Below are 24,011 nucleotides of genomic sequence, written 5' to 3'. Positions count from 1 at the left end.
CCCTCGAACTGTTTTTAGATATGGCGGATAACGGTAAAAGACCTCAACAAGCCCCTTAAATGCAGGTTGAAGCCATTTGATATAGTAACATGCTTGGACAATAAAAACGTCCGGTAACCCTTTAGATTACCGAACTTATTTCTGTCACTAACGCGATTACTGACGAGCCATGCGGTGGTTGTGATCTGGCTTGTCTTGTTCCGTTGAGCGGTACGGGTTGATGTCCAAGCCACCACGGCGCGTGTAGCGGGCGAATACGGTCAGTTTGCTTGGTTGGCAGTATTTCATTAGATCCGTAAAAATACGCTCAACACATTGTTCGTGAAATTCGTTGTGCTCGCGGAAAGATACCAAGTAACGCAGCAGTTTCTCGCGATCTATTTTCGCACCTTGGTAGCGAATTTCTACACTGCCCCAGTCGGGTTGATTGGTGATCAAACAGTTTGACTTCAATAGGTGGCTATGTAGGATTTCTTCCACTTGCTCTTCACCTGCTGCGCCTTCAAGCAAATCGGCATCAAAATTGTAACTGGTGATGTCAATGTCTTGGTCATCAATGCATTCGCCTTCCATTGTCACAATAGGCTGATTGGTGTAGTGAGTAACCGGGTTCACCTCGACCAACACCTTTTCACCGGCACATTCAGATAGGTCTTGCGTTAAACGCTCTTCAACTTCTTCCCAGCTTGCAAAGCGGGTTTGGTTGTAGCTGTTTAAGTACAGTTTGAAAGACTTCGACTCAATCAAGTTTGCACTGGTGGCTGGAATGTATACTTCGCCAACGGCCACTTGTGGTAAGCCTTTACTATTTAACCAAGAGAGCTCGTACAGCGTCCAAATATCGTGGCCCATAAAAGGAAGGCTTTCGCCTAACTGAAGGTCATCTCGGTTTAGGCTACGAGGAACTGGTTGCAGCAAGCTTGGGTCGTATTGGTTCGCATACTCGGTTTTTTTACCTAGTGTTAGGCCAGCAAGCTCTTTAGCGTCAGAATATTTGCTCATACTTTGTGGTCGTTTTCGATTAGAATGGCGAGAATTTTACTGAATCCGCTGGTCAATTGCCATCCGGCAAACACGGCTATCTGATAAATAAGGAATGAGGAGACCTTCATGACCCAAAACGTTACTCAGGCGCTACAAGAGTTCAGCCTGCGCTACCAACAAGCTTGGCAAGCTAAATATAATGAGTTGCCAAGCAGTGAAGAGCTTGCAGATCTTGTTTCTCCTTGTGTCGAAGAGAAGCGTGATGGAAAGGTGCTTTGGAAAGCGGTCGCACGTGATGAAATGGCCGATTTCACTAATGTGGAAAATGCGATTGAGTTGTCACTGCAAGATGATGTAAAAGCCTTTTATGGTTCTCAATACAGCGCCGATATGGAGGCAACTTGGCAAGGTAATTCGTTGACGCTGCTGCAAGTGTGGAGCGATGATGATTTTGTGCGCCTACAAGAAAATATTCTTGGTCATTTGGTGACGCAACGTCGCCTGAAACTTAAACCAACGGTATTTATCGCGGCGACAGATGAGGAAATGGATGTGATCTCGATTTGTAACCTCACTGGTAATGTGATTTTAGAGCGTTTAGGTACGTCTAAACGCGATGTGCTGGCGGATTCATTGGCTGAGTTCTTGAGCAAGTTAGAGGCCGCTGTCTAAATATGTACGTTGTTGAGTTGCAGTTTGAGTGTTTTGATAACACCACCGTCAGCGCGGTAGACAAAGCCATTAATGGTTTGATGGATGCGTTGCGTTACAACGGCCAAGTACTAGGCCGTGAATTCCCGATAGTGATGGGAGATGGCGAGTTTTATGTTCGTGTCGTTTGCCCAGAGCAAGACAGTTTGCATCCACGTTATCACTCAGATTTTGTCAAAGTGTGCATGAACCGTTTGTCAGACGCGTCCTTGCTTGCACCGAAAATGCGTATGCTTGGCCGTGATTTAAATTCAGAACAAGCGGCCGAAGAAGAGACACCTAGCTGGCAAGTGTTGTACACGACTTATGTTCATACGTGTTCGCCATTGCGCAGTGGGGAAACGTTGTTGCCGATTCCTTTGTATCGCAATGAGCCGACGCTAAATGGTGACCATAAAGCCGTCATCAAATGGCAGACAGAATGGCAAGCGTGCGATGAAATCCAAATGGCTGGCGGGTGCCGTGCAGAGCATGCGGCGCTGCACGAGATTTGCGATGTAGACAGCGTGTTGTTCCGCCGCGGTTGGGATTTGCGAGGTCGTATCGAATACATCACGAAGATTCCTACGTACTATTACCAGTATCGTGTCGGTGGTCAGTCGCTGGAGAGCGAGAAAGCGCGCAAGTGCCCCAAATGCGGTGGAGAGTGGCTACTCGATGAGCCACTACATGACATATTTCACTTTAAGTGTGATGACTGCCGAATCGTGTCGAATATCTCTTGGGACCACCTTAAGTAACTAATTGAGGTTACTTAAATGGTTAGATAGAGAAATAAAAGGGCTGATGTTTTCACATCAGCCCTTTTTTATGCTCAGACTATTATTTTCAGTATGGTTTAGAAAAGTGGGATTACCAACCTTTCACTACGCCGCCTTTGAATAGCTCTTTTGCCGCTTCGTAAACTTCTTCCGTTTGGTAAGCTTTTACGAAGTTTTGTACGTTTTGCGCATTAACATTTTCTTCGCGAGCAACAATTAGGTTTACGTATGGTGAGTCTTTATCTTCAACGAACACGCCGTCACGCTCTGGCGATAGGTCGATAGAGCTTGCGTAAGTGGTGTTGATGATAGATAGCGTTACGTCATCCAATGAACGTGGAAGTTGTGGCGCTTCTAACTCAATGATTTCGATATTTTTAGGGTTGCCTACGATGTCACGTACTGTAGCGAGTAGACCAACGCCATCACGTAACGTAATCAAACCTTGTTGCTCAAGAAGCAGTAGTGAGCGACCTAGGTTTGTTGGATCGTTTGGTACTGCGATGCGTGCGCCATCTTGGATTTCATCGATTGACTTCACTTGCTTAGAGTAACCAGCAATAGGGTAAACGAATGAGTTACCCGCGATAGCCAGTTTGTAGCCGCGGTCTTTCACTTGTTGGTCTAGGTATGGTTTATGTTGGAACGCATTCGCGTCTACTGAACCATCATCCAGAGCGGCATTTGGCGTTACGTAATCGGTAAATGTTACTAACTCAACGTCTAGGTTGTACTTTTCTTTTGCTACTTTAGCTGCCACTTCGGCAACTTGTGCTTCAGCACCAGCAATAACGCCAACTTTTACTTTATTTACGTCTACTTCTTTGTCGCCACAACCCGCTAGAACAAGAGCAGAAGCGGCTGTTGCTACAGTCAAAAGACCTTTAAGGCTAAATTTCATCTTTATCTCCTTATAATTTGTATTTTCAATGCTTATCTGTGGTCTACACGGCGCACCACTGCGTCACCGATAGACTGAATAATCTGTACTAGAACAATCAGCATCACGACAGTCACAGCCATGATAGTTACATCGTAGCGGTGGAAACCGTAACGGATGGCTACGTCGCCGAGTCCGCCGCCGCCTACCGTTCCCGCCATGGCCGAGTAGCTAACGAGAGTGACTAAGGTGATCGTTACTGAGTTAACAATAGTCGGCATTGCTTCAGGTAGTAGAACTTTTGTGATGATCTGTGTTGGTGTCGCCCCCATTGACTGCGCCGCTTCCACCAAGCCTGTTGGTACCTCTAACAAAGCACCTTCAATAAGACGGGCAACAAACGGAATGGCACCAATAGTCAGTGGGACGATTGCTGCGGTTGTACCGATAAAGGTTCCAACTAGCATTTTTGTCACTGGAATAATCGCAACCATCAGGACGAGGAATGGAACAGAACGACCAATGTTAACGACAGCGCCTAAGCTGCTATTTAGTTTGGTGTTTTCAAGTAGGCCGCCTTTCTTAGTAATATGGAGGATTACGCCTAATGGAATACCCACGGCAAAGCCGACTAATCCGGCAACCGCAACCATGTAAAGCGTTTCCCACGTTGCACCTAAAAGTAGTTTGCTGTTTAAACTCAGCCATTCAGAAATCGTATTAAAGGACATAACCAAGTACCTCTACTTTTACGTTGTGCTTACGCAGGTATTCCAGTGCTGCGTTGTCATCTTCTTCATTACCAAATAGCTCTGCTACCATCATGCCGAATTTCACGCCGCCAGCGTAATCGAGATCGGAGCTTAAAATACTCACATCAATATTGTATTTACGAGAAATTTGCGACATTAGCGGTGCATCGACGGTTGCGCCGGTAAACTCTAAGCGAACTAATGGGTAGCTGCCATCAACACGCTCTGCTTGCAGACGTGCTTGGTAATCTTCAGGAATGGATAGATCCAGCGTTGAGCGAATGAATTGGTGCGCCAGCTCCGTTTTAGGGTGCGCGAAAATATCGCCAACGGTGCCTTTCTCCACCAATTCACCACCACCGATGATCGCCACTTCGTGACAGATGCTTTTTACCACTTCCATTTCGTGGGTGATCAGTAGAATCGTGATGTTGAGTTTGCGGTTGATCTCTTTCAATAGCTCAAGGATAGATTGAGTTGTTGCAGGATCCAGTGCGCTAGTGGCTTCGTCACACAGCAGTACGCTTGGGTCGGATGCCAATGCGCGAGCAATCGCCACACGTTGTTTTTGACCGCCACTTAGGTTGGACGGATAGCTTTCGTGTTTGTCGGCTAAGCCAACAAGTTTTAGTAACTCAGTGACTTTTGTTGTGATTTGCGATTTGTCTTTGCCTGCCAGTTCCAGTGGTAGCGCCACGTTATCAAACACAGTACGAGACGAAAGCAGATTAAAATGCTGGAAGATCATGCCGATGTTACGGCGCGTTTCGACCAACTGCTTTTTGCTGAGTTTTGTTAAATCAATGCCATCAACGATGATGGAGCCAGATGTTGGTGCTTCTAACATGTTTACGCAGCGGATCAGCGTACTTTTACCAGCACCAGATGAACCGATAACACCGAAGATGGTGCCCTTGGCGATGTGTAGGTTAATGTCTTTCAGGGCAAGGATTTCCTTACTGCCTTGGTAGAACACTTTATTGACGTTTTTTATTTCTATCATGTTTCAACCTGCCCAAAGATACGGGGAACTTCGCTGTCAAAAACGGCCTTTGACAGAACTTAATGTTGAGCTTTATCTCACTTCTCAGTTGATGCTATGGGTTAACCAGAATGAAGTCAATAGATATTTTTACGTCTAGACGTCTAAATGTATGGATGTTCTGTTTTGAAGAGAATGAGGAGTAAGTTACGAGGAGAAGATAAGTGGAGAACCCCCTCAGAATTACCGATTCTTGCCCAACAAATCAACTGTTTTGTCGAGGCCTAGAATGAATTAGATAGTGTTGAAGTTTATAAGGTATGTAATAATCTGATTAAACCGAGTTAATAGAGAAATACGTTTTGGCAAAACCTGCTGTTTTTATCGATCGTGATGGCGTGATAAACGTTGACCACGGCTACGTTCATGACGAACATGATTTTGAGTACATTGATGGTGTGTTTGAAGCGACGAAAGCGCTGAAAGATCAAGGTTACCTCTTAGTGCTAGTGACGAATCAATCGGGCATCGCACGTGGTAAATTCAGTGAAGACCGTTTCTTGTCTCTGACTCAATGGATGGACTGGAACTTTGTTGATCATGGTGTTGAGTTTGATGGTATCTACTACTGTCCACATCACCCTGAACATGGCATTGGCGATTACAAGCAGGATTGTGATTGCCGCAAGCCTAAACCTGGTATGTTTATCTCTGCTCGCGACTTCTTGAAAATCGACATGGAAAAATCTGTGATGATTGGTGATAAAGCCGAAGACATGATGGCAGCAGAAGCCGCAGGCGTTGGCACCAAGATTTTGGTTCGCACAGGTAAGCCAATCACCGAGCAAGGTGAAGCATTGGCAACGGTTGTGCTTGATAGTGTTGCTGACGTGCCTGCATATCTAAAGAAATAATCTGCACAATTCGCATATTTAAGGGAAGCGTTTGCTTCCCTTTTCTCTTATTACTGTTAAAGTTCAGTCACCTAAGCATTCATCCACTCTAGTTTGATCACTTATGAGCAAAAAACTCACCATTCTTGATATCGCGAAATTGGCAGGCGTTGGCAAATCAACAGTAAGCCGTGTGCTTACCAACGATCCAAAAGTGAAACCTCAAACGCGAGAGAAAGTAGAGCAAATCATTCGTGAATCTGGTTATGTACCGTCCAAATCTGCGCAATCAATGCGTGGCGGTAGCCAAAAAGTCATTGGTGTTATCATCTCCCGTCTAGACTCACCATCCGAAAATCGTGCTGTTGGTACAATGCTCAATGCATTGTATTCCGCTGGTTATGATGCGGTGATCATGGAGAGTCAGTTTGACCGAGACAAAACCAATGAGCACTTGAGTGTGCTTAAGCGTCGCAATGTGGATGGCGTGATTGTATTTGGGTTTACTGGATGCGATGAGCAAGCCTTAGCCGAGTGGGGCAATCGTATTGTGGTGATTGCGATGGATACCGATAACGTCTCTTCCATCAATTATGATAACCAAGGCGTGATAGACATGGCTTTGTCTCACCTTGAGCAGCAATCTTTATCTCGCATTGCTTATATTGGTGTTGATCCCGAAGATAAAACCACAGGCTTAGCGCGTTTAAATGCTTACAAAGCTTGGTGTCAGCGCAAGCAACTTACGCCTTGCTTCCAAACTGGTAAGCTTAGCCATGAAAGTGCTTATCAGCTGGTGGACCACGTTCTGAAAGCAGACACGCAAGCCATTGTGTGTGCCAGCGATACCATTGCATTGGGCGTAATCAAGCGTCTTCAAGAGTTAGGTCGTGAAGACGTGGTCGTGACAGGCGTGGGTGGTAACGAGTTGCTTTCTTTCCTTTTCCCTAAAGTATTTAGTGTCGATCCAGGTTATACCCTTGCGGGGGAAAAGTCCGCTAAAATGCTGATTAATCAATTAAATGGCGATGAAGAAGTCGTTCACTTCACTCAACAACCTATTTGCCGCTAATCCACACTACAACGGTTTGCTCTAAAATTATACTGTGATCATTCTCAATTAATGGGACTGTTCCCATTTTGTTTTTTGTCTTTGAATGGCAATATTAAAATTAAGAAGTGGGAATGTTCCCATTTATAAAAATAAAATGATGAATCGAATGTATCCAATACAGGGTGGACAAAGTTATGAGTAAGATTGCGCGTAAAGACGTGGAGCGTCTTATTGAGCTGGTCGGGGGGCCGGACAATATTGCCAGTGTAAGCCATTGTTTAACTCGCTTGCGTTTTGTTCTAAACGATACGGACAAAGCAGACACGAAACAGTTAGAAGCATTACCGATGGTGAAGGGCTGCTTTACCAACGCAGGTCAATTCCAAGTCGTCATCGGCACTGAAGTTGATGAGGTTTACAAAGTTCTGATCGAGCTTAGCGGTAAAAGTGAAGCGAGCAAAGACGAATCCAAGAATGCTGCTCGCCAAAACATGAATATCGTTGAGCGTGGTATTTCCCACCTTGCAGAAATCTTTGTACCACTGTTGCCTGCGATCATTACTGGTGGTTTGATTCTTGGTTTCCGTAATGTGATTGGCGACATCAAGATGTTTGATGGTCAAACCCTAACGGAAATCAGTCAGTTTTGGGCGACTGTTCATTCATTCCTATGGTTAATTGGTGAAGCAATTTTCTTCTTCCTACCCGTTGGTGTGTGTTGGTCGACCGTGAAAAAGCTCGGCGGTACACCGATTCTGGGTATCACGCTTGGCGTGACATTGGTTTCGCCTCAGTTAATGAACGCCTACCTGATTGGTAAGCAAGTACCTGAAGTGTGGGACTTTGGGTTGTTTGCGATTGAGAAAGTCGGTTACCAAGCGCAGGTGATTCCCGCGATGTTAGCAGGTATCGCACTAGCGTTTATCGAAACACGCTTAAAACGCATCATTCCATCTTACCTTTACCTAGTAGTAGTACCGTTTGTTTCTATCATTGTGTCTGTGATTCTTGCGCACTCTATCATTGGCCCATTCGGTCGTATGTTGGGTGACGGCGTTGCTTTCGCAGCAAAAACAGCCATGACGGGTGACTTCGCGATGATTGGCTCAACCATCTTCGGCTTCTTATACGCGCCACTTGTGATCACAGGTATCCACCACACAACTAACGCCGTTGACTTGCAGTTGATGCAAGAATTGGGTGGTACGCCGATTTGGCCTTTGATTGCACTATCGAACATTGCTCAAGCATCGGCAGTGGTTGGCATCATTATCATCAGTAAAAAGCAGGATGAGCGTGAAATCTCAGTGCCAGCAGCGATTTCTGCCTACCTTGGCGTAACAGAGCCGGCGATGTACGGCATCAACTTGAAATACAAGTTCCCAATGTTGAGTGCGATGATCGGTAGTGCATGTGCTGCTGCTATCTGTGGTAGTGCGGGCGTCATGGCGAACGGTATCGGTGTGGGCGGCTTGCCGGGCATCTTATCTATCCAGCCGCAGTTCTGGGGCATCTTTGCTCTGGCGATGTTGGTCGCGATGGTGGTACCCGCTGCATTAACGTTACTTCTTTATAAGCGTGCACAAGCGAAAGGTGAGCTTGAGGCGGCAAACGCGTAATTCAATTTGAGGCAGTGACTTGGCTGCCTCCTCCTATTTTTCTTTTCAAATTTTAAGTTTCCGATTACTGGTAAGTGAGTGTTAGAAATGGCTATGACCAAGCATGATGAGAGCTGGTGGAAAACCGCAACCATCTATCAAATTTACCCAAAAAGCTTTTGTGACAGCGGCAGTAAAGGCACGGGCGATATTAAAGGGATCATTTCTAAACTGGATTATCTAAAACATCTCGGTGTGGATGCGATTTGGCTGACGCCAGTGTATCAGTCTCCAATGGTTGATAACGGTTATGACATCTCCGATTACTACGCGATCAACCCCGAGTTCGGCACGATGCAAGATTTCGATACCCTGTTGGCAGAGGCTCATCAGTTGGGCATTCGAATCATCATGGACATCGTGGTCAACCATACTTCGACAGAACACAAGTGGTTCCAATCGGCGTTAGGGGACAAAAACAGCCCTTACCGTGATTACTACATCTGGAAAGATCCGGTTGATGGCGCAGAGCCCAACAACTGGCAATCGAAGTTTGGAGGCAATGCTTGGGAATTGGATGAAGCGACAGGGCAGTACTACTTGCACCTTTTTGCTAAAGAGCAGGCGGATTTGAACTGGGAAAACCCAGTGGTGCGCGAAGAAGTCAAAGAAGTCATCAGCTTCTGGGCAGACAAAGGCGTGGATGGTTTCCGTCTTGATGTCATCAACCTGATTTCTAAACAACAAGATTTCCCAAGCGATGATATTGGCGATGGCCGTCGTTTCTATACTGATGGTCCTCGCGTGCACGAATATCTGCAAGAAATCAGCGAAGCCGTGTTCCAAAAGTACGGCAGCGTGACGGTGGGTGAAATGTCTTCGACCACGCTAGAGCACTGCCAGCAATACTCTTCACTAGACGGCAAAGAGCTGTCGATGGTGTTCAACTTCCACCACCTGAAAGTGGATTATCCGAATGGTGAAAAATGGACTAAAGCGCCTTTTGATTTCATTCAGTTAAAGCAGATCTTCAACCATTGGCAAACGGGCTTAAATGGCAAAGGTAGGGGGGCGCTGTTCTGGTGTAACCACGACCAACCTCGTGTGGTCAGCCGCTTAGGCGATGATAAACAATACCGCGTCGAATCAGCCAAAATGTTGGCGGCGTCTGTACACATGATGCAAGGCACACCTTATGTTTACCAAGGGGAAGAGATTGGCATGACCAACCCAGGTTACACTGAGATCAGCCAGTACCGCGACGTAGAAAGCACCAACATGTACGACATCATGGTCAACCGTGATGGCGTATCACACGAGGAGATGATGGCGATTTTGGCGCAGAAGTCGCGTGATAACTCACGTACGCCAATGCAATGGAACAGCCAAAAGCACGCCGGTTTTACCGAAGGCACACCGTGGCTTGAAGTGGCGCAGAACTACTCTGAAATCAACGCAGAAGCAGCGGTTGCTGATTTGAACTCGGTGTTCTACTTCTACAAACGTTTGATTGAGCTACGTAAACAGGTTCCGGTGATCACCGATGGCCGTTATGAAGATTTATTGCCAGAGCATCAACGCATTTTTGCTTACGCTCGCCAGAACGACAAACAAACGCTGCTGTGTATCAACAACTACTACGCTGAAGAGGTGGAATGCGTTCTGCCAGAGCGTTTTGATATGAATAAAGCGAAAAACTTGCTATCCAACTATCAAAACTCAGCGAGTGCAGTCGCGTCAAACCATCAAGTATTACGACCTTACGAAACTCGTATTTTATTGATAGAAGAATAAACTCGGGTGTCACCCCCTAAGATTGATGTTCGAGATAAAGGCTTTGGTGTGCTCCCCAAAGCCTTTTTTATTGAGATGCGAGATACTTGTGGAGTACAGGCTTATTTTGTTTCAATTGCTGTTAGCAGCACTTTCTCTTCATTGATTTGTACTTGTTGTACTTTTAGCAGCTCGATTTGCTCAATCAGACCTAAGCTCGGGTTAAACCAACGTTCTGCCGAAGTAGCGAACTCCATTGAGTCCATATCATCGCAGTTTAGGTTGTAAGTATTTTCTTCCGTCAGGTACGCCGCTTCAATTTTCTTGCTTGAAATTGAGAACGTTTTACGTACGCCAGTCTCTCGGATTTGCTGCTGCCAAACCACTTGGCAAGATGCTGTCATTGGCAGGTTTTGCACCCACTCATGATCTTCAAAACTGTCTAGTAGGTTGTGAACTGCGTAGCCTGTTAGAGTGGTTTGCAGAGATATGGTCTCTTCACCGATATCAATGTTCGGGCTTTTCTCTTTTACGTCGTCACCGTTGAGACGGAAAATAGGGCTGCTGTGCATCAGCATGGCAACAAACTGCTGGTTAATGGAATAAGCGTCGGTGACTTCATGAAGTGCGCCATCAGAGCCTGCAAAATAAAGCGTATTGCCCTCTTCATCGTCGTTGTACTGTTCGTCAGAATAGTAGAACTGTTTGGCGCCGTAGTTCACCAAGTCATTAACCAACTGGACCATTGCTTCGCTGTTTGGGATTTGTGCCAATGCTGCCAACAATTGCTCGTTATCCATCGCTTGGAAACTCAGTTTCATCTCGCCTTCAGGCTGGCCATCCAGGCTAAACGCGTAGTTTAGTTGTGTGCTTGGCGTGGGAGCGAAGATTGAGTTTTGAATCGCGATGTCGAAACTTTCTTGAGGCACTTTGTTTGGATTAGCACTGCCAGAAGATGAACCGCCGCCACAGCCGTAAAGAGCCAGAGTTGCTGCTGCGATAAGCGTCATTTTGTTTAGCATGGTTTACATTCCTGATTGATTAGGCCGTTTCATGTTGGGCCGTTGCTTGAATGCGAGCATGCTAAGTTTAGTGAGCTAAAAAGGGCAAAAAACAAAAGCTAATAGGGCTTAACGAAAGCTTAATTTTATATTTAGGTCTTTGTTTTATTTGGGCTTATTTCGTTAGCTACGTTGGTGCAATACTCGTTGATGAGCGCTTTCCATCGGCTGATAATTTCTTGATCGGTCAAACTGACATGCAACGTTTTCCATGGTTGAAGGCAAGTTTCTTTCGATTCAGATTGAGAAAGACGTTCAAACAATGTCTCGGAAGGCAAAACGCGCAGCAGTGCCACCAGTGATTCCATGTAGTTGAGACGGAACTGTTCGAGTTTGTTTTGTTTATAAGCGATGTGAGACACAAACGTATAAATCAGCGCGTTTTGAATACGTGAGTCGCCATCTGGAGTGGTCAGCAGAACTTTTGCTCGGTCTAGGTTACCTAGTTTGAAATGCAATATGCCTAACCAGAGGCTTAGCTCATCTGGCAAAACATCGAACGACGACTGCACTTGCGTCAAATACGCCTCCAGCTTTTGAGGTTCTTGCTCGTACAAAGCGAGATGCCTTGCGGTTGTGATAGCTGCAAACTCATCAGCTTGTTGGAGAGGCTGGTTAGAAAAGACATTCTCAAACAGCATTTTTTGGTGAACGTCTGACAGTTGCCATGTACTGGCTGAAGGTGCAGGCAAGTTGAAGTACTGCGCGACATCTGAGTGAATTTGGAAGATATCCGATTGTAGGTCGGATAAGCGCAGTGTGTATTCGTTGCGAAACGCCAGTTTCCCTGTCGCAGGATAAATAAGGTTCATTTGAGCTTTCAAGGTGCCTTGCTCTGCGCCGTCTTTTAACTCTATGTTGAGTTCGTAATCACTGGTCTGCATGTTTCGCGCGCCAGGGAAATACGGCGTATGACCGATAGGATCAAGAAAGTAACTGGGAGCGTCTTGGTTGGCGATGTCGGTGTATGGATATTCGACCTGTTGTTGCAGCAAGATGGCTTTGACCAGTATGCGATATTTTCTTGCTTGGGAGCCAATCGCATCGACACGGTTGAGCAGCAACTCGACTTTGGGGATAAGTAACTGATGACGTGTTTGTTGTGTTGAAATCTCTTGGCGTTGCCATAACAAGCTTGCGAGCGTCACGCTACAAACCGTAAGTACGGCGCATAAGCTATAAGCAAAAATCAGCTTGATGTTCTTACGGTTCGTAACTTGAGATGTAATAGCACGTCGATGGTTTTTCACTGGTGGCACTAAACGGATATTCGCAGGGTTTAGAAAGTAACCTTTGCGAGGGTAGGTGACCAAGAGTTTAGTCGCATCGTACTCGGGGAGATGCTGTTGTAGCAGCGCACGTAAGGTGCTAATGCGGTTAGTGAGTACATTCTTAGAGATGAATTTGCTCTGCCAAATGGTTTCGATAATGGTGTCGGCAGAGAGCGGATGTCCCACGCTTGTTAGCAGAAGTTCTAATAACTCAATGGTACGAGGTTCGAGATCAATCGCGACAGTGTCTTGATGAAGAGTCTGTGTTTTCGGATTGTAGACCAACTCGCCAATCGCAATACAGCTGTGAGTTTGTTTGGCTTGTTGTAGAAAGTCGCGCATACCGTACCGAGTTATTTGGAAATCGCGAAATATTATATAGTTATTGAAGCGCGAAATCTTATAAATCGCGCTCCAATTATCATCAAAAGTTTATGAACCGTAGGTCACGGAATAACGATGAGGCTTGTGGTTCATCGCCAATACGACATTCAGTGCAAAGGCACCCAAAATCGAAAGGCCAATCACCTCTGGAGTGACAAAGAAGAACGAAGCAAACAGGATACATGCATCGATTGCCATCTGGCTTTTGCCAACAGAAATGCCAAACTTGTCTTGAATAAACAAACACAACACGTTAAAGCCACCTAGGCTGGAGCGATGTCGGAACAAAATCAGCATACCTAATCCCATCAATAGGCCACCTGCTACCGCGCAATAAATTTCGTTAACGGATTCGAGTGAGATTAGCAAATAAAGGTGATCGGCAAAGATAGAAACCAAAGCGCCAGAAATAGCGCTATTGATTGCGAAATGACGGCCGAAGCGTTTCCATGCGAGTAAGTAAAAAGGACAGTTTGCCAAAAAGTACAGCACACCAAAGGTAAAAGGTGTAAATTGGCTTATTAGCAATGCCAATCCAGTCGTGCCTCCTGTTAGAAGGTTCGCGGATTGGAGAAAGAAAACGCCCTGAGCTACCAAAAAGGTACCAGTGAGAATTGCTATCCAGTCTTCTTTTCTTGAGTGTTTTTCCATCAAAAGTGCAGTCATCGGTGAGAAATAAGGCGTGCATAGTAGTAAAAAGATGATCTTTTCGGTAGCTAGAGGGTAAAATTTGCGGTAAACCTATGTAATTGCTGTTTTACAGGGTGTAAAGCACAAAATTGACAGGCAATAAATCGTGGTTGAACAATTGCAACATCACCATGATAACTATTGCTTGTCATCATGAAAAAACTGCATGAGAAAAATTGTAAATTTCTCTTTATGACCTAGATCAAATTATGTAGAATGCGCGCCATTGATGCGACGAAAACGTTTGCGTTAGGTCGTTAACCAGTTTTTTTGCAACTTTCAGTACTAATCTGAGTCAGGAGATACAGATGCTTAAGCGTGATATGAACATCGCAGATTACGATGCGGAACTGTTCGCAGCTATCCAGGAAGAAACCCTTCGCCAGGAAGAACACATTGAACTTATCGCTTCTGAAAACTACACAAGCCCACGTGTAATGGAAGCGCAAGGTTCTCAGCTAACGAACAAATACGCTGAAGGCTACCCAGGCAAGCGTTACTACGGCGGTTGTGAGTACGTAGATAAAGCGGAACAACTTGCTATCGACCGTGCATGCAAACTGTTCGGTTGTGAATACGCGAACGTACAGCCTCACTCAGGTTCTCAAGCAAACAGCGCGGTTTACATGGCGCTTCTTAACCCAGGCGATACAGTTCTAGGCATGAGCCTAGCGCACGGTGGTCACCTGACTCACGGTTCTCCAGTAAACTTCTCTGGTAAGCACTACAACGTTATCCCTTACGGTATCGATGAAGCGGGTCAAATCAACTACGACGAGATGGAACAGCTAGCGCTTGAGCACAAGCCTAAGATGATCATCGGTGGTTTCTCTGCTTACTCGCAAATCGTTGATTGGAAGCGCATGCGTGAAATCGCTGACAAAGTAGATGCTTACCTTTTCGTTGATATGGCGCACGTAGCGGGTCTTATCGCAGCAGGCGAATACCCAACACCTGTTCCACACGCTCACGTAGTAACAACAACGACGCACAAAACACTAGCAGGTCCTCGCGGTGGTCTTATCTTGTCAAATGCTGGCGAAGATATGTACAAGAAATTGAACTCAGCAGTGTTCCCTGGTGGTCAAGGTGGCCCTCTCATGCACGTTATCGCTGGTAAAGCAGTAGCGTTCAAAGAAGCGATGGAGCCAGAGTTCAAAGCTTACCAAGCTCGCGTAGTGAAAAACGCAAAAGCAATGGTTGGTCAATTCCAAGAGCGTGGCTACAAAATCGTATCTAACGGCACAGAAAACCACTTGTTCCTTGTGGACCTGATCGACAAAGACATCACTGGTAAAGATGCAGACGCGGCACTAGGTGCAGCAAACATCACAGTGAACAAAAACTCGGTACCAAATGACCCACGCAGCCCATTCGTAACGTCTGGTATCCGTGTAGGTACGCCAGCGATCACTCGCCGTGGCTTCACTGAAGAAGATGCAAAAGAGCTAGCAAACTGGATGTGTGACGTTCTAGATAACATCGGCAACGAAGAAGTTATCGAAGCGACTAAACAGAAAGTGCTCGAAATTTGTAAGCGTCTACCGGTTTACGCCTAACTATTCTTCATAGAATGAGTCAATTTCGGTGTCGAACATACTCACTTGCTCGCGCAAACTCCGTTTGTTCTCCTAGAACTCGACTCATCTATTTTGAACATTGATATACTAAAGGTCCTCAATTGAGGGCCTTTTTGTTTGTCTGGCGTTTGGAATGAGATATAGCGAAGAGTGTGTGATAAGGAGATGGCTACCAACACGGTCCCTTTCAATATATCCAAACCGCGTCATTCCGACGAGCCTAGGCGAGATCAGGAATCTTGTTGAGGCACACTCTTTTACTCAGCGTTTCCCAAAAAATCATCAGTACGTTGGAAACTGATTCTCAATCACGCTCGTTCCTCGCTGTTCAGAATGACGGAGGTAGAATGGCTTTTTATCATCATTTGACAGATACAAAAAAGGTTGGCACTGAGCCAACCTTTTTTTTTGAAAACAAGCGAGAGCTTATTTAATCTCGATACCTTGAGCCTGCATATCGGCGTGGTATGAAGAGCGAACAAATGGGCCACACGCTGCATGCGTGAAGCCAAGCTCTAGTGCAACTTCTTTTAGCTCGTCAAACTCTGATGGCGGAACGTAACGCTCTACTGGCAAGTGGTGACGGCTTGGCGCTAAGTACTGACCTAGAGTCAGCATCGTTACGCCGTGTGCGCGTAGATCTTTCAGTACTTCGATGATTTCTTCTTTGGTTTCACCAAGACCCATCATCAAACCAGATTTGGTCGGTACATCTGGGTGCTGTTCTTTGAACTTCTTAAGAAGCTCAAGTGACCATTTGTAGTTCGCACCTGGGCGAGCTTTACGGTAAAGACGTGGTGCAGTTTCTAGGTTGTGGTTGAAGACATCTGGTGGGTTGTCTTTCATTAGATCCAGCGCTACGTCCATACGACCACGGAAGTCAGGAACCAGAGTTTCAATCTTAATATGCGGGTTCAACGCACGGATCTCGCGGTTACAGTCGGCAAAGTGCTGTGCACCACCATCACGCAGATCGTCACGGTCTACAGAAGTGATTACTACGTATTTCAGCTTCATATCGGCGATGGTTTTCGCCAGTTTTTGAGGCTCTTCTGCTTCCGGTGGTAATGGGCGGCCATGAGCAACGTCACAGAAAGGACAACGACGAGTACAAATGGCACCTAGGATCATGAAGGTAGCTGTACCGTGGTTAAAACATTCCGCTAGGTTAGGGCAAGATGCTTCTTCACATACGGAGTGAAGTTTATTCTTGCGCATCGCCGCCTTGATGTCTTGAATTCGTTGGCTGTCGGCTGGTAGCTTGATCTTCATCCAATCAGGCTTACGTAGCACTTCTTTCTGCTCTGTAGGCATGTTCTTTACGGGAATCAATGCCATTTTATCGGCGTCACGATATTTAACGCCTTTTTCCATCTGGATTGGTTTGCTCATGCTTTATTACCTTGAGAAGGTGCTTCTGTGCTGAATTTTACTTGCTCATAGTCGAGCAAAGTAACGAGTTCTTCTATTAATTGTTTTTCTACGGCTTCTACATTGTCTGGGCCGCCAAATTGGCTGACCTGAACCATTTCCATACCTTCATAACCACAAGGGTTAATACGCAGAAACGGTGTTAAATCCATATTTACGTTCAAGGCTAAGCCATGAAACGAGCATCCTTTACGAATGCGTAAACCGAGAGAGCATATTTTTTTACCGTCAACGTAAACGCCTGGTGCGTCAGGTCGCGCGGCCGAATCGATATTGTATGTTTTTAGCGTGTTGATCACGAGGTTCTCGATAGTGGTAACGAGATCTCGTACACCTAATTTTTTGCGGCGTAAGTTGATCAAGAAATAGGCGACCAACTGACCAGGGCCATGATACGTAACCTGGCCTCCGCGATCACTTTGTACAACAGGAATGTCACCAGTGTTAATAAGGTGCTCAGCTTTACCTGCCTGACCTTGCGTAAATACTGGGTTATGTTCTACCAACCAGACTTCATCAGGGGTTTCTTCTGTGCGTTGGTCGGTGAACTCATGCATCGCCTTCCATACAGGCTCATAGTCTTGGCGGCCAAGTCGTTTTACAACAAGTTGGTGTTGCATGGGAATTCCTGTTGCTAATATATAAAGTTTTTGGATTATAAACCGGATAACCCTGATGCTCTACCGCTGAGTAACAGATTTTTAACTGAAAGCGATGTAAAGTTTTGTTATCTGGTTGATAAATAAAAAGAAAGCAGCCGAAGCTGCTTTCAAAAAAAATTTAATCTATCAAAAAGTTATAGAACCATGCGCACGATGTCAATTTCACCTAACTCTTTGTATAGCGTCTCAACTTGCTCGATAGACGTTGCAGTGATGTTGATTGATACCGAGTGGTAGTTGCCCTTAGCACTTGGTTTAACGGTCGGGCTGTAGTCACCTGGAGCATGGCGCTGAATAACTTCAAGAACAAGCTCTGGAAGTTCAGGCTTTGCATGACCCATTACCTTGTAAGTAAATGAACAAGGGAACTCAAGCAGGTCTTTTAATTTTGCATCAGAGTTGATGGTTAGCATATCGATAACTCCAGTAGATATTCGTTGCGGTGCGAAATAGTACAGTCAAATTAGGGGGAACTCAAGACGAGGATCTCAAACTTAAAAAGCCGCCCTTTCAGGCGGCTTTGCGAATAAGTTTGCTACTCTAACGTTCTTCTTAGAAGAAGCTCTTGAATAACAATACGATGTAATCCCACATGCGGCTAAATAGACTACCTTGCTCTACGGTTTCTAGTGCCATTAGTGGGTATTCGGCAATATCTTCACCATCGATCTGATAGTATAGCTTACCAACTACATCACCTTTATTAATTGGGGCTTCTAGCTCTTTTTCAAGGACGAAGCTGGCTTTTAGGTTTTTCGCTTCACCACGTGGTAGTGTTACGTAAGTGTCTTGGTCAAGGCCCAACGCTACAGTGTCTTTGTTGCCCATCCACACTTTTTCTTCAACGAACGTTTCACCTGCTTTGTGCGGTGCTACTGTTTCGAAGAAACGGAAGCCGTAGCTTAGTAGCTTTTTGCTTTCTGACTTACGAGCATTGGCATCTTTAGTACCCATAACGACCGCAACCAAGCGCATTTGACCTTCAGTTGCTGAACTTACTAGGCTGTAACCTGCATTGCTTGTGTGACCCGTTTTGATGCCGTCAACGTTCATGCTCTTATCCCAAAGTAGACCGTTACGGTTGTATTGGGTGATGCCGTTGTAAGTGAATTTCTTCTCTGAGTACACGCGGTACTCATTTGGTACGTCACGGATCAGGGCTTTACCTAGCAATGCCATGTCGTATGGTGTCGAGTACAGCTCGGCGTTATCTAGACCATGAACGTTGGCAAAGTGCGAGTTCGTCATACCTAGTGTGTTGGCCCAAGCGTTCATTAGGTCAACAAACGCATCTTCTGAGCCTGCAATGTGTTCAGCCATCGCTACACAGGCATCGTTACCAGATTGGACGATGATACCGCGGTTTAGGTCACGTACTTTTACAGTTGTGCCCACTTCAATGAACATTTTTGATGATTCAGGGAAGTTTTTCGCCCATGCATTTTTACTGATGGTGACATCGTCATCTTCTGAGATATTACCACGCGCTAGTTCTTGGCCGATTACGTAGCTGGTCATCATCTTAGTCAGACTAGCTGGAGACAATTTTGTGTTCATCTCTTTCTCTGCCAGTACTTTACCTGAATGGTAATCCATCAGTACGTAGCCCTTCGCAGCGATTTGAGGGGCATCTGGAACAACGATAGGTGATGCAAGAGCAGATTGAGCGAAAGTTGCAGAAAGGGCAACCGAAGAAACGAGAATAGATTTCACAAACTTATTTTTATTCATGGTAATTCAAATTTTTGGGTTAACTGCGGACATCTTATCAGAATCCCCAGCTATGTAAGAGGGGATCGAGGAGAAATTCATGACACTAGGTCATTTGGCAGTGTTGTGTTTTTTAATAAATGCAGACGAATAGCCGAGCAACTTTACTTTATCTAGAGTGGCTTGCGTCAGGGAATAGTCAGTAAATGGCCCTAACAACAAGCGATAAGACTCTTTCGCATTTTCTAGGAAAGTTTCTGTATCCAGTTTTTGACCAAGCTCTGTCCCTAAAGTTCGTGCGCGTTCTTCATTTTTTGATGATGCCACCTGAATAACGTACTTAGGGTGCGCTTCTAAAGATTTTTTATCCGTGGGCTGATTGATACTGATTACTTCAATTTCCACGTTCGCTGTACCTGTTTTTATCACATCTAACTTATGTGCTGCGGCATAGCTTAAATCGATAATACGGCCATCGTGAAACGGACCTCGGTCATTAACTCGTACTACGGTAGTTTTGCCGTTGTCAGTGTTGGTGACTTTTACGTAACTTGGTAACGGTAGCGTTTTATGCGCAGCCGTCATTGAGTACATGTCATAGATTTCGCCATTAGAAGTCAAATGACCTTGGAACTTCTTCCCATACCAAGACGCTCGGCCTTTTTCCTTAAAGCCTTTGGCATCGCGAACTATCTTGTAGTCTTTTCCGCGCAAGTGGTAATCCTTGTTGCCACCTAAGCTGTAAGGTTCATATTTAGGGTGCGCATCCTCGATGTGTTCGACTGAAAGCGGTGTATCAGGTGCAACATCGGATTCGAGTTCGTAACGGCCGTCTTGCGTTTTTTGGCTGGTGGATGAACAGCCTGCCAAAATAAGAGCTGAGAAAACCAAGGAATATAAAGCGCGTTTTTGCATGTCTAGGTCGCCTTAGAGAATGCTTTTCGGTGCGTATGAATTGACATCAGAATACCAAAGCCAGCCATCAAGGTTACCATTGATGTGCCGCCATAACTAATGAGTGGCAACGGTACACCTACTACAGGTAGGATGCCACTTACCATGCCAATATTTACAAAAATATACACGAAGAAGCTGAGTACAATACTGCCTGCCATCATTCGTCCAAATGCGGTTTGCGCTTGGCTGGCGAGGTATAAACCTCGTCCAATAATAAATAGATAGATGGCTAAAAGGCAAAGGAAGCCAATCATACCCCATTCTTCAGCAATTACTGCAAAGATAAAGTCAGTGTGTCGTTCAGGAAGAAATTCCAGTTGTGACTGTGTACCTTGCAACCAACCTTTGCCTGAAATACCTCCAGAGCCAATCGCAATTTTACTCTGAATAATGTGGTAGCCCGCACCTAGCGGGTCAGACTCCGGGTTAAACAGAGTGCGAACTCGTACTTTTTGATACTCACGCATCAAGAAAAACCACAAAATCGGAATGAAACCACCGAGTGCGATAGCGGCACCAGCGATGATTTTCCAACTAATGCCCGCGAGGAAGATAACAAAAATACCGGAAGCGGCAATTAGAATAGAGGTCCCTAAGTCAGGCTGTTTTGCAATGAGGATGGTTGGCAAGCAGACCATAATCAGTGCAACGATGAGTGTTTTTAGCGTTGGCGGAAGGGGTTGTCGACCTACATAGCGTGCCACCATTAATGGCACCGCGAGCTTCAATAACTCGGAAGGTTGAAAGCGCACAAAACCGAGGTTAAGCCAACGCTGTGCGCCTTTCGAGGCTTCACCGAAAAATAACACGCCAAAGAGCAATATGACGCCGCCGACGAACATCAAAGGTGCCAGGCTCTCGTAGGTTCGTGGAGAGAGCTGCGCAAGAACGATCATCACAACGAGTGAAAGCACCATTCGCATAGCTTGGCGATCCATCATCAGTAAACTTTGGCCACTGGCGCTGTACATGATCACTAGGCCAAACCCCATCAGGGCCAATATGCCAAGTAGGAGTGGTAAGTCGATATGGAAGCGTTCAAACAGGGCGCGATTTTTACCTGTAGAGGGATCCATCTTCATTACTGTTTTACCTCTTTCTTCGCATTGTTATCAGGCTCAATTTCTTCTGGGCCAAGTACGACTCGATCAAAGATCTTTCTCACTACTGGGGCTCCGTTGCTAGAACCACCGCCAGCGTTTTCTAGCACTACAGTGACGACCACTTTAGGATCATCAAATGGTGCAAAGCCAGTAAATAACGCATGGTCACGTAAGTGTTCGGCGATCTCATCTGCGTTGTACTCTTCGTTTTCACCCAGACCGAAGACCTGCGCAGTACCTGATTTACCCGCTGTTTGATAACTCATTTTGTAGAATGAGCGGCGAGCTGTTCCGCGCGTGCCATGGTTTACACGACGCATGCCTTCTTTCGCCATATCCCAGTACTTTTTCGGTACATTCTTGATTGGCGGGTAAGTTACGTATTCTGTTGTTTGTTGTTCTTCGAAGTCGTTGCCGTTCTCTATCGTCGCTTTTAGTAAGTGAGGTGCGATCACTTCTCCCTCATTTACTAATACGGAGGTCGCTTTGGCGATTTGCATTGGTGTTGCTGTCCAATAACCTTGGCCGATACCCACAGGGATCGTATCGCCTTTGTACCACGGGGTTTTATGGCGAGACATTTTCCAGTCACGAGTCGGCATATTCGCCTTACTTTCTTCGTAGATATCGATGCCAGTGTAATCACCAAAACCGAACATCATCATCCAATTCGAAATACGGTCAATACCCATGTCATAAGCGATTTGATAGTAGAAGGTATCAACAGACTCTTCGATCGACTTAATGATATCGACGCGTCCGTGTCCCCAACGCAACCAGTCACGGAATGGGCGAGTGTTGGAGTTTGGTATGCGCCAATAACCTGGATCATTTCGCGTAGTGTTCGGTGTGACGACACCTTCTTGTAGCGCGGCTACCGCCATAAATGGTTTGATGGTAGACGCGGGTGGATAAATGCCAAGTGTGGTGCGGTTGACCAAAGGACGGTTTTTATCGTTCAAAAGGGCACGATAGTCTTTGCCTGAGATTCCGTGCACGAACGAGTTAGGATCGTAGCTAGGGCTTGAAACCATAGCCAGTACGCCGTTGTCTCTAGGATCGATTACTACAGCACTGCCTCGGCGGCCGTCCAACAATTGGTGTACGTACAGCTGCAAGTTGATATCAAGGTTTAAAACGATGTCTTTTCCGGGTACAGGTGGAACGTACTTTAACGTACGAATTACTCGGCCGCGGCTGTTTACCTCGACTTCTTGATATCCGGCCGTACCGTGTAAGAGGTCTTCGTAGTATTTTTCGATACCCAGCTTACCAATGTCGCGAGTGGCTTGATAGTTTGCGTCTTTTTCTTCTCGGATCAGGCGCTGCATGTCGCGATCATTGATTCGAGAAACGTAACCAATCACGTGGGTTAATACTTCGCTGAAAGGGTAGTAGCGCTTTAAGGTCGCACTTATTTCTACACCAGGAAAGCGGTACTGATTGACGGAGAATACCGCTACTTGTTTTTCGTTCAGTTGGGTAAGCAGTGGGACCGACTTAAATCGACGAGTCCGTTTACGCTCTTGGTGGAAACGTTCAATCTGATCTGGGGTAATTTCCAGAATGGTTTGTAGTTCTTGGATAGTTGCATCAATGTCTTTAATTTTTTCTGGAGTCAGTTCTAAGTTAAAGACGGGACGGTTCTCTGCCAGTAAAACACCATTTCGATCATAAATCAGACCTCGGTTAGGCGCGATAGGAACCACTTTGATACGGTTATCGTTCGAGCGGGTTTGATAATCTTGAAACTGGTTCACCTGAATGTTGTACATGTTGGCGACCAGAGCTCCCATCAAGAGAACAATGCCGATAAAAGCGACAATAGCGCGGCTGGCAAACAGACGCGCTTCGGCTTGATAATCTCGGATTTGACTGCGGCGCTTACGAATCATTAACGCTTGGCTCTAAAGTTAAACAACGATTATTCGCGGTGGTAAGGATGGTTCGCGGTGATGCTCCACGCTCGGTACAAGCTTTCTGCCATTACGATACGCACTAAAGGGTGGGGTAGCGTTAAGGCAGACAATGACCAGCTTTGGTCTGCTGCAGCTTTGCATGCGGGAGCGAGTCCTTCAGGACCGCCGATTAAGATTGATACATCACGGCCATCTAATTTCCAAGCTTCTAACTGCTCAGCGAGTTGAGGAGTATCCCATTTTTTACCTGGGATATCTAACGTGACGATACGGTTGCCTTTTGGTACCGCAGCGAGCATCGCTTCCCCTTCTTTTTGCAGGATACGAGCGATATCGGCATTTTTTCCACGTTTGCCAGCAGAGATTTCAATCAACTCCAATGGCATATCATGTGGGAAACGGCGACGATATTCTTGAAAGCCTTCCTCAACCCATTTTGGCATTTTTGTGCCAACGGCAATTAGTTGAATTTTCAAAAGATTAACCCCAGAGTTTTTCTAGCTGGTAGAGTTCGCGGTGCTCTTCTTGCATCACGTGAAGCATGGCGTCGCCCATATCTAGGACTACCCATTCACCTTCGTTTTCACCTTCCATTCCTAGTGGCTCGAGACCGGCTTTTTTCACTTCTGTTGCAACGTGGTCAGCGATGGATGAAACGTGGCGTTTGGATGTGCCAGTACAGATGATCATGTAATCTGTAACGCTTGATTTATCTTCCACATTTAGGACGATAATGTCTTCCGCTTTCATGTCGTCGGCTTTGTCAGCTAAAAAGTCTTTCAGTTCTTCGCGAAGCACTCGGTTTTCCTCGGTTTGTCTCTTATCTCTACAGTGTTTTACATTCTTGCTTGCAAA

The 24,011-nt window shown here is 45.8% G+C and carries 23 protein-coding genes; 7 read left to right on the top strand and 16 right to left on the bottom strand.

What is annotated here, in order from left to right:
• Window positions 1-156: 156 nt before the first annotated feature.
• The gene (gene queF, locus L3V30_RS06900) at window positions 157-1,002 is read right to left on the bottom strand and encodes an NADPH-dependent 7-cyano-7-deazaguanine reductase QueF (protein ID WP_237308565.1); all 846 of its coding nucleotides are present in this window, start codon (window positions 1,000-1,002) and stop codon (window positions 157-159) included.
• Window positions 1,003-1,110: 108 nt separating this feature from the next.
• Here queF and syd point away from each other — a divergent pair, with 108 nt between their 5' ends.
• Both syd and L3V30_RS06890 read left to right on the top strand, forming a co-directional pair.
• Window positions 1,111-1,656 carry a SecY-interacting protein gene (syd, locus tag L3V30_RS06895; protein ID WP_053808745.1) on the top strand — a complete coding sequence of 182 codons (546 nt, stop codon included), beginning with the start codon at window positions 1,111-1,113 and terminating at the stop codon, window positions 1,654-1,656.
• Between the two features lie 2 nt (window positions 1,657-1,658).
• Window positions 1,659-2,435, top strand: a complete 777-nt coding sequence (locus tag L3V30_RS06890) for a Zn-ribbon-containing protein (protein ID WP_053808746.1) — start codon at window positions 1,659-1,661, stop codon at window positions 2,433-2,435.
• A gap of 112 nt (window positions 2,436-2,547) precedes the next feature.
• On the opposite strand, the gene L3V30_RS06885 is transcribed toward L3V30_RS06890, so the two are convergent.
• Genes L3V30_RS06885 through metN form a run of 3 tightly spaced genes read right to left on the bottom strand, consistent with a single transcriptional unit; the run spans window position 2,548 to window position 5,091 of the window.
• The gene (locus L3V30_RS06885) at window positions 2,548-3,357 is read right to left on the bottom strand and encodes a MetQ/NlpA family lipoprotein (RefSeq protein WP_005391357.1); all 810 of its coding nucleotides are present in this window, start codon (window positions 3,355-3,357) and stop codon (window positions 2,548-2,550) included.
• 32 nt (window positions 3,358-3,389) lie between these two features.
• Window positions 3,390-4,067, bottom strand: a complete 678-nt coding sequence (locus tag L3V30_RS06880; RefSeq protein ID WP_005391355.1) for a methionine ABC transporter permease — start codon at window positions 4,065-4,067, stop codon at window positions 3,390-3,392.
• On the bottom strand, window positions 4,057-5,091 hold the full coding sequence (gene metN / locus L3V30_RS06875) for a methionine ABC transporter ATP-binding protein MetN (RefSeq protein ID WP_005391353.1): 1,035 nt from the start codon (window positions 5,089-5,091) through the stop codon (window positions 4,057-4,059). Before metN ends, L3V30_RS06880 begins: the two co-directional genes overlap by 11 nt.
• Before the next feature lie 341 nt (window positions 5,092-5,432).
• Between metN and gmhB the strand changes: the two genes are divergently transcribed.
• The 4 genes from gmhB to treC all read left to right on the top strand — a co-directional run bounded on the left by gmhB (window position 5,433) and on the right by treC (window position 10,409).
• Entirely contained in the window at window positions 5,433-5,984 is a 552-nt protein-coding gene (gmhB, locus tag L3V30_RS06870) for a D-glycero-beta-D-manno-heptose 1,7-bisphosphate 7-phosphatase (protein ID WP_005391350.1), read from the top strand.
• Between the two features lie 103 nt (window positions 5,985-6,087).
• Entirely contained in the window at window positions 6,088-7,035 is a 948-nt protein-coding gene (gene treR, locus L3V30_RS06865) for a trehalose operon repressor TreR (protein ID WP_006743211.1), read from the top strand.
• 176 nt (window positions 7,036-7,211) lie between these two features.
• The gene (treB, locus tag L3V30_RS06860; RefSeq protein ID WP_237308564.1) at window positions 7,212-8,636 is read left to right on the top strand and encodes a PTS trehalose transporter subunit IIBC; all 1,425 of its coding nucleotides are present in this window, start codon (window positions 7,212-7,214) and stop codon (window positions 8,634-8,636) included.
• An 87-nt stretch (window positions 8,637-8,723) separates the two neighbouring features.
• Window positions 8,724-10,409, top strand: a complete 1,686-nt coding sequence (gene treC / locus L3V30_RS06855; RefSeq protein WP_237308563.1) for an alpha,alpha-phosphotrehalase — start codon at window positions 8,724-8,726, stop codon at window positions 10,407-10,409.
• A 101-nt stretch (window positions 10,410-10,510) separates the two neighbouring features.
• Here the strand turns inward: treC and L3V30_RS06850 are convergent, their stop codons facing one another.
• The 3 genes from L3V30_RS06850 to L3V30_RS06840 form a co-directional block, all read right to left on the bottom strand.
• Window positions 10,511-11,410: a hypothetical protein gene (locus L3V30_RS06850; protein ID WP_024703722.1), complete on the bottom strand. Its 900-nt coding sequence runs from the start codon at window positions 11,408-11,410 to the stop codon at window positions 10,511-10,513.
• Window positions 11,411-11,541: 131 nt separating this feature from the next.
• On the bottom strand, window positions 11,542-13,062 hold the full coding sequence (locus L3V30_RS06845; RefSeq protein WP_237308562.1) for a winged helix-turn-helix domain-containing protein: 1,521 nt from the start codon (window positions 13,060-13,062) through the stop codon (window positions 11,542-11,544).
• Between the two features lie 90 nt (window positions 13,063-13,152).
• Entirely contained in the window at window positions 13,153-13,755 is a 603-nt protein-coding gene (locus L3V30_RS06840) for a YitT family protein (protein WP_005496223.1), read from the bottom strand.
• 347 nt (window positions 13,756-14,102) lie between these two features.
• Between L3V30_RS06840 and glyA the strand changes: the two genes are divergently transcribed.
• Window positions 14,103-15,353, top strand: a complete 1,251-nt coding sequence (glyA, locus tag L3V30_RS06835) for a serine hydroxymethyltransferase (RefSeq protein ID WP_005391333.1) — start codon at window positions 14,103-14,105, stop codon at window positions 15,351-15,353.
• Between the two features lie 447 nt (window positions 15,354-15,800).
• On the opposite strand, the gene lipA is transcribed toward glyA, so the two are convergent.
• The 9 genes from lipA to rsfS all read right to left on the bottom strand — a co-directional run bounded on the left by lipA (window position 15,801) and on the right by rsfS (window position 23,954).
• Complete coding sequence (gene lipA / locus L3V30_RS06830; protein ID WP_005391329.1) at window positions 15,801-16,766, bottom strand: lipoyl synthase; 966 nt, start codon at window positions 16,764-16,766, stop codon at window positions 15,801-15,803.
• Window positions 16,763-17,425 (bottom strand): lipoyl(octanoyl) transferase LipB, encoded by a 663-nt coding sequence (gene lipB / locus L3V30_RS06825; protein ID WP_237308561.1) that lies wholly within the window; start codon window positions 17,423-17,425, stop codon window positions 16,763-16,765. The genes lipA and lipB overlap by 4 nt, the downstream gene beginning before the upstream one ends.
• Window positions 17,426-17,601: 176 nt before the next feature.
• Complete coding sequence (gene ybeD, locus L3V30_RS06820; RefSeq protein ID WP_005384135.1) at window positions 17,602-17,880, bottom strand: DUF493 family protein YbeD; 279 nt, start codon at window positions 17,878-17,880, stop codon at window positions 17,602-17,604.
• 139 nt (window positions 17,881-18,019) lie between these two features.
• Complete coding sequence (locus L3V30_RS06815) at window positions 18,020-19,198, bottom strand: serine hydrolase (RefSeq protein WP_012842069.1); 1,179 nt, start codon at window positions 19,196-19,198, stop codon at window positions 18,020-18,022.
• Window positions 19,199-19,288: 90 nt separating this feature from the next.
• Window positions 19,289-20,092, bottom strand: a complete 804-nt coding sequence (locus L3V30_RS06810) for a septal ring lytic transglycosylase RlpA family protein (RefSeq protein ID WP_012842068.1) — start codon at window positions 20,090-20,092, stop codon at window positions 19,289-19,291.
• A 2-nt stretch (window positions 20,093-20,094) separates the two neighbouring features.
• On the bottom strand, window positions 20,095-21,216 hold the full coding sequence (gene rodA, locus L3V30_RS06805) for a rod shape-determining protein RodA (protein ID WP_005391317.1): 1,122 nt from the start codon (window positions 21,214-21,216) through the stop codon (window positions 20,095-20,097).
• The gene (gene mrdA / locus L3V30_RS06800) at window positions 21,216-23,132 is read right to left on the bottom strand and encodes a penicillin-binding protein 2 (RefSeq protein ID WP_012842067.1); all 1,917 of its coding nucleotides are present in this window, start codon (window positions 23,130-23,132) and stop codon (window positions 21,216-21,218) included. Before mrdA ends, rodA begins: the two co-directional genes overlap by 1 nt.
• A gap of 29 nt (window positions 23,133-23,161) precedes the next feature.
• Window positions 23,162-23,632 carry a 23S rRNA (pseudouridine(1915)-N(3))-methyltransferase RlmH gene (gene rlmH / locus L3V30_RS06795; RefSeq protein WP_017821762.1) on the bottom strand — a complete coding sequence of 157 codons (471 nt, stop codon included), beginning with the start codon at window positions 23,630-23,632 and terminating at the stop codon, window positions 23,162-23,164.
• A gap of 4 nt (window positions 23,633-23,636) precedes the next feature.
• Window positions 23,637-23,954 (bottom strand): ribosome silencing factor, encoded by a 318-nt coding sequence (rsfS, locus tag L3V30_RS06790; RefSeq protein WP_005373015.1) that lies wholly within the window; start codon window positions 23,952-23,954, stop codon window positions 23,637-23,639.
• Window positions 23,955-24,011 lie beyond the last annotated feature (57 nt).

The sequence above is a fragment of the Vibrio sp. A1-1 genome, from assembly GCF_021728175.1.
Classification (GTDB): Bacteria; Pseudomonadota; Gammaproteobacteria; order Enterobacterales; family Vibrionaceae; genus Vibrio; species Vibrio diabolicus.
The sequence above is the reverse complement of the archived record's forward strand: the minus strand, read 5'-3'. Positions and strand labels throughout refer to the sequence as shown.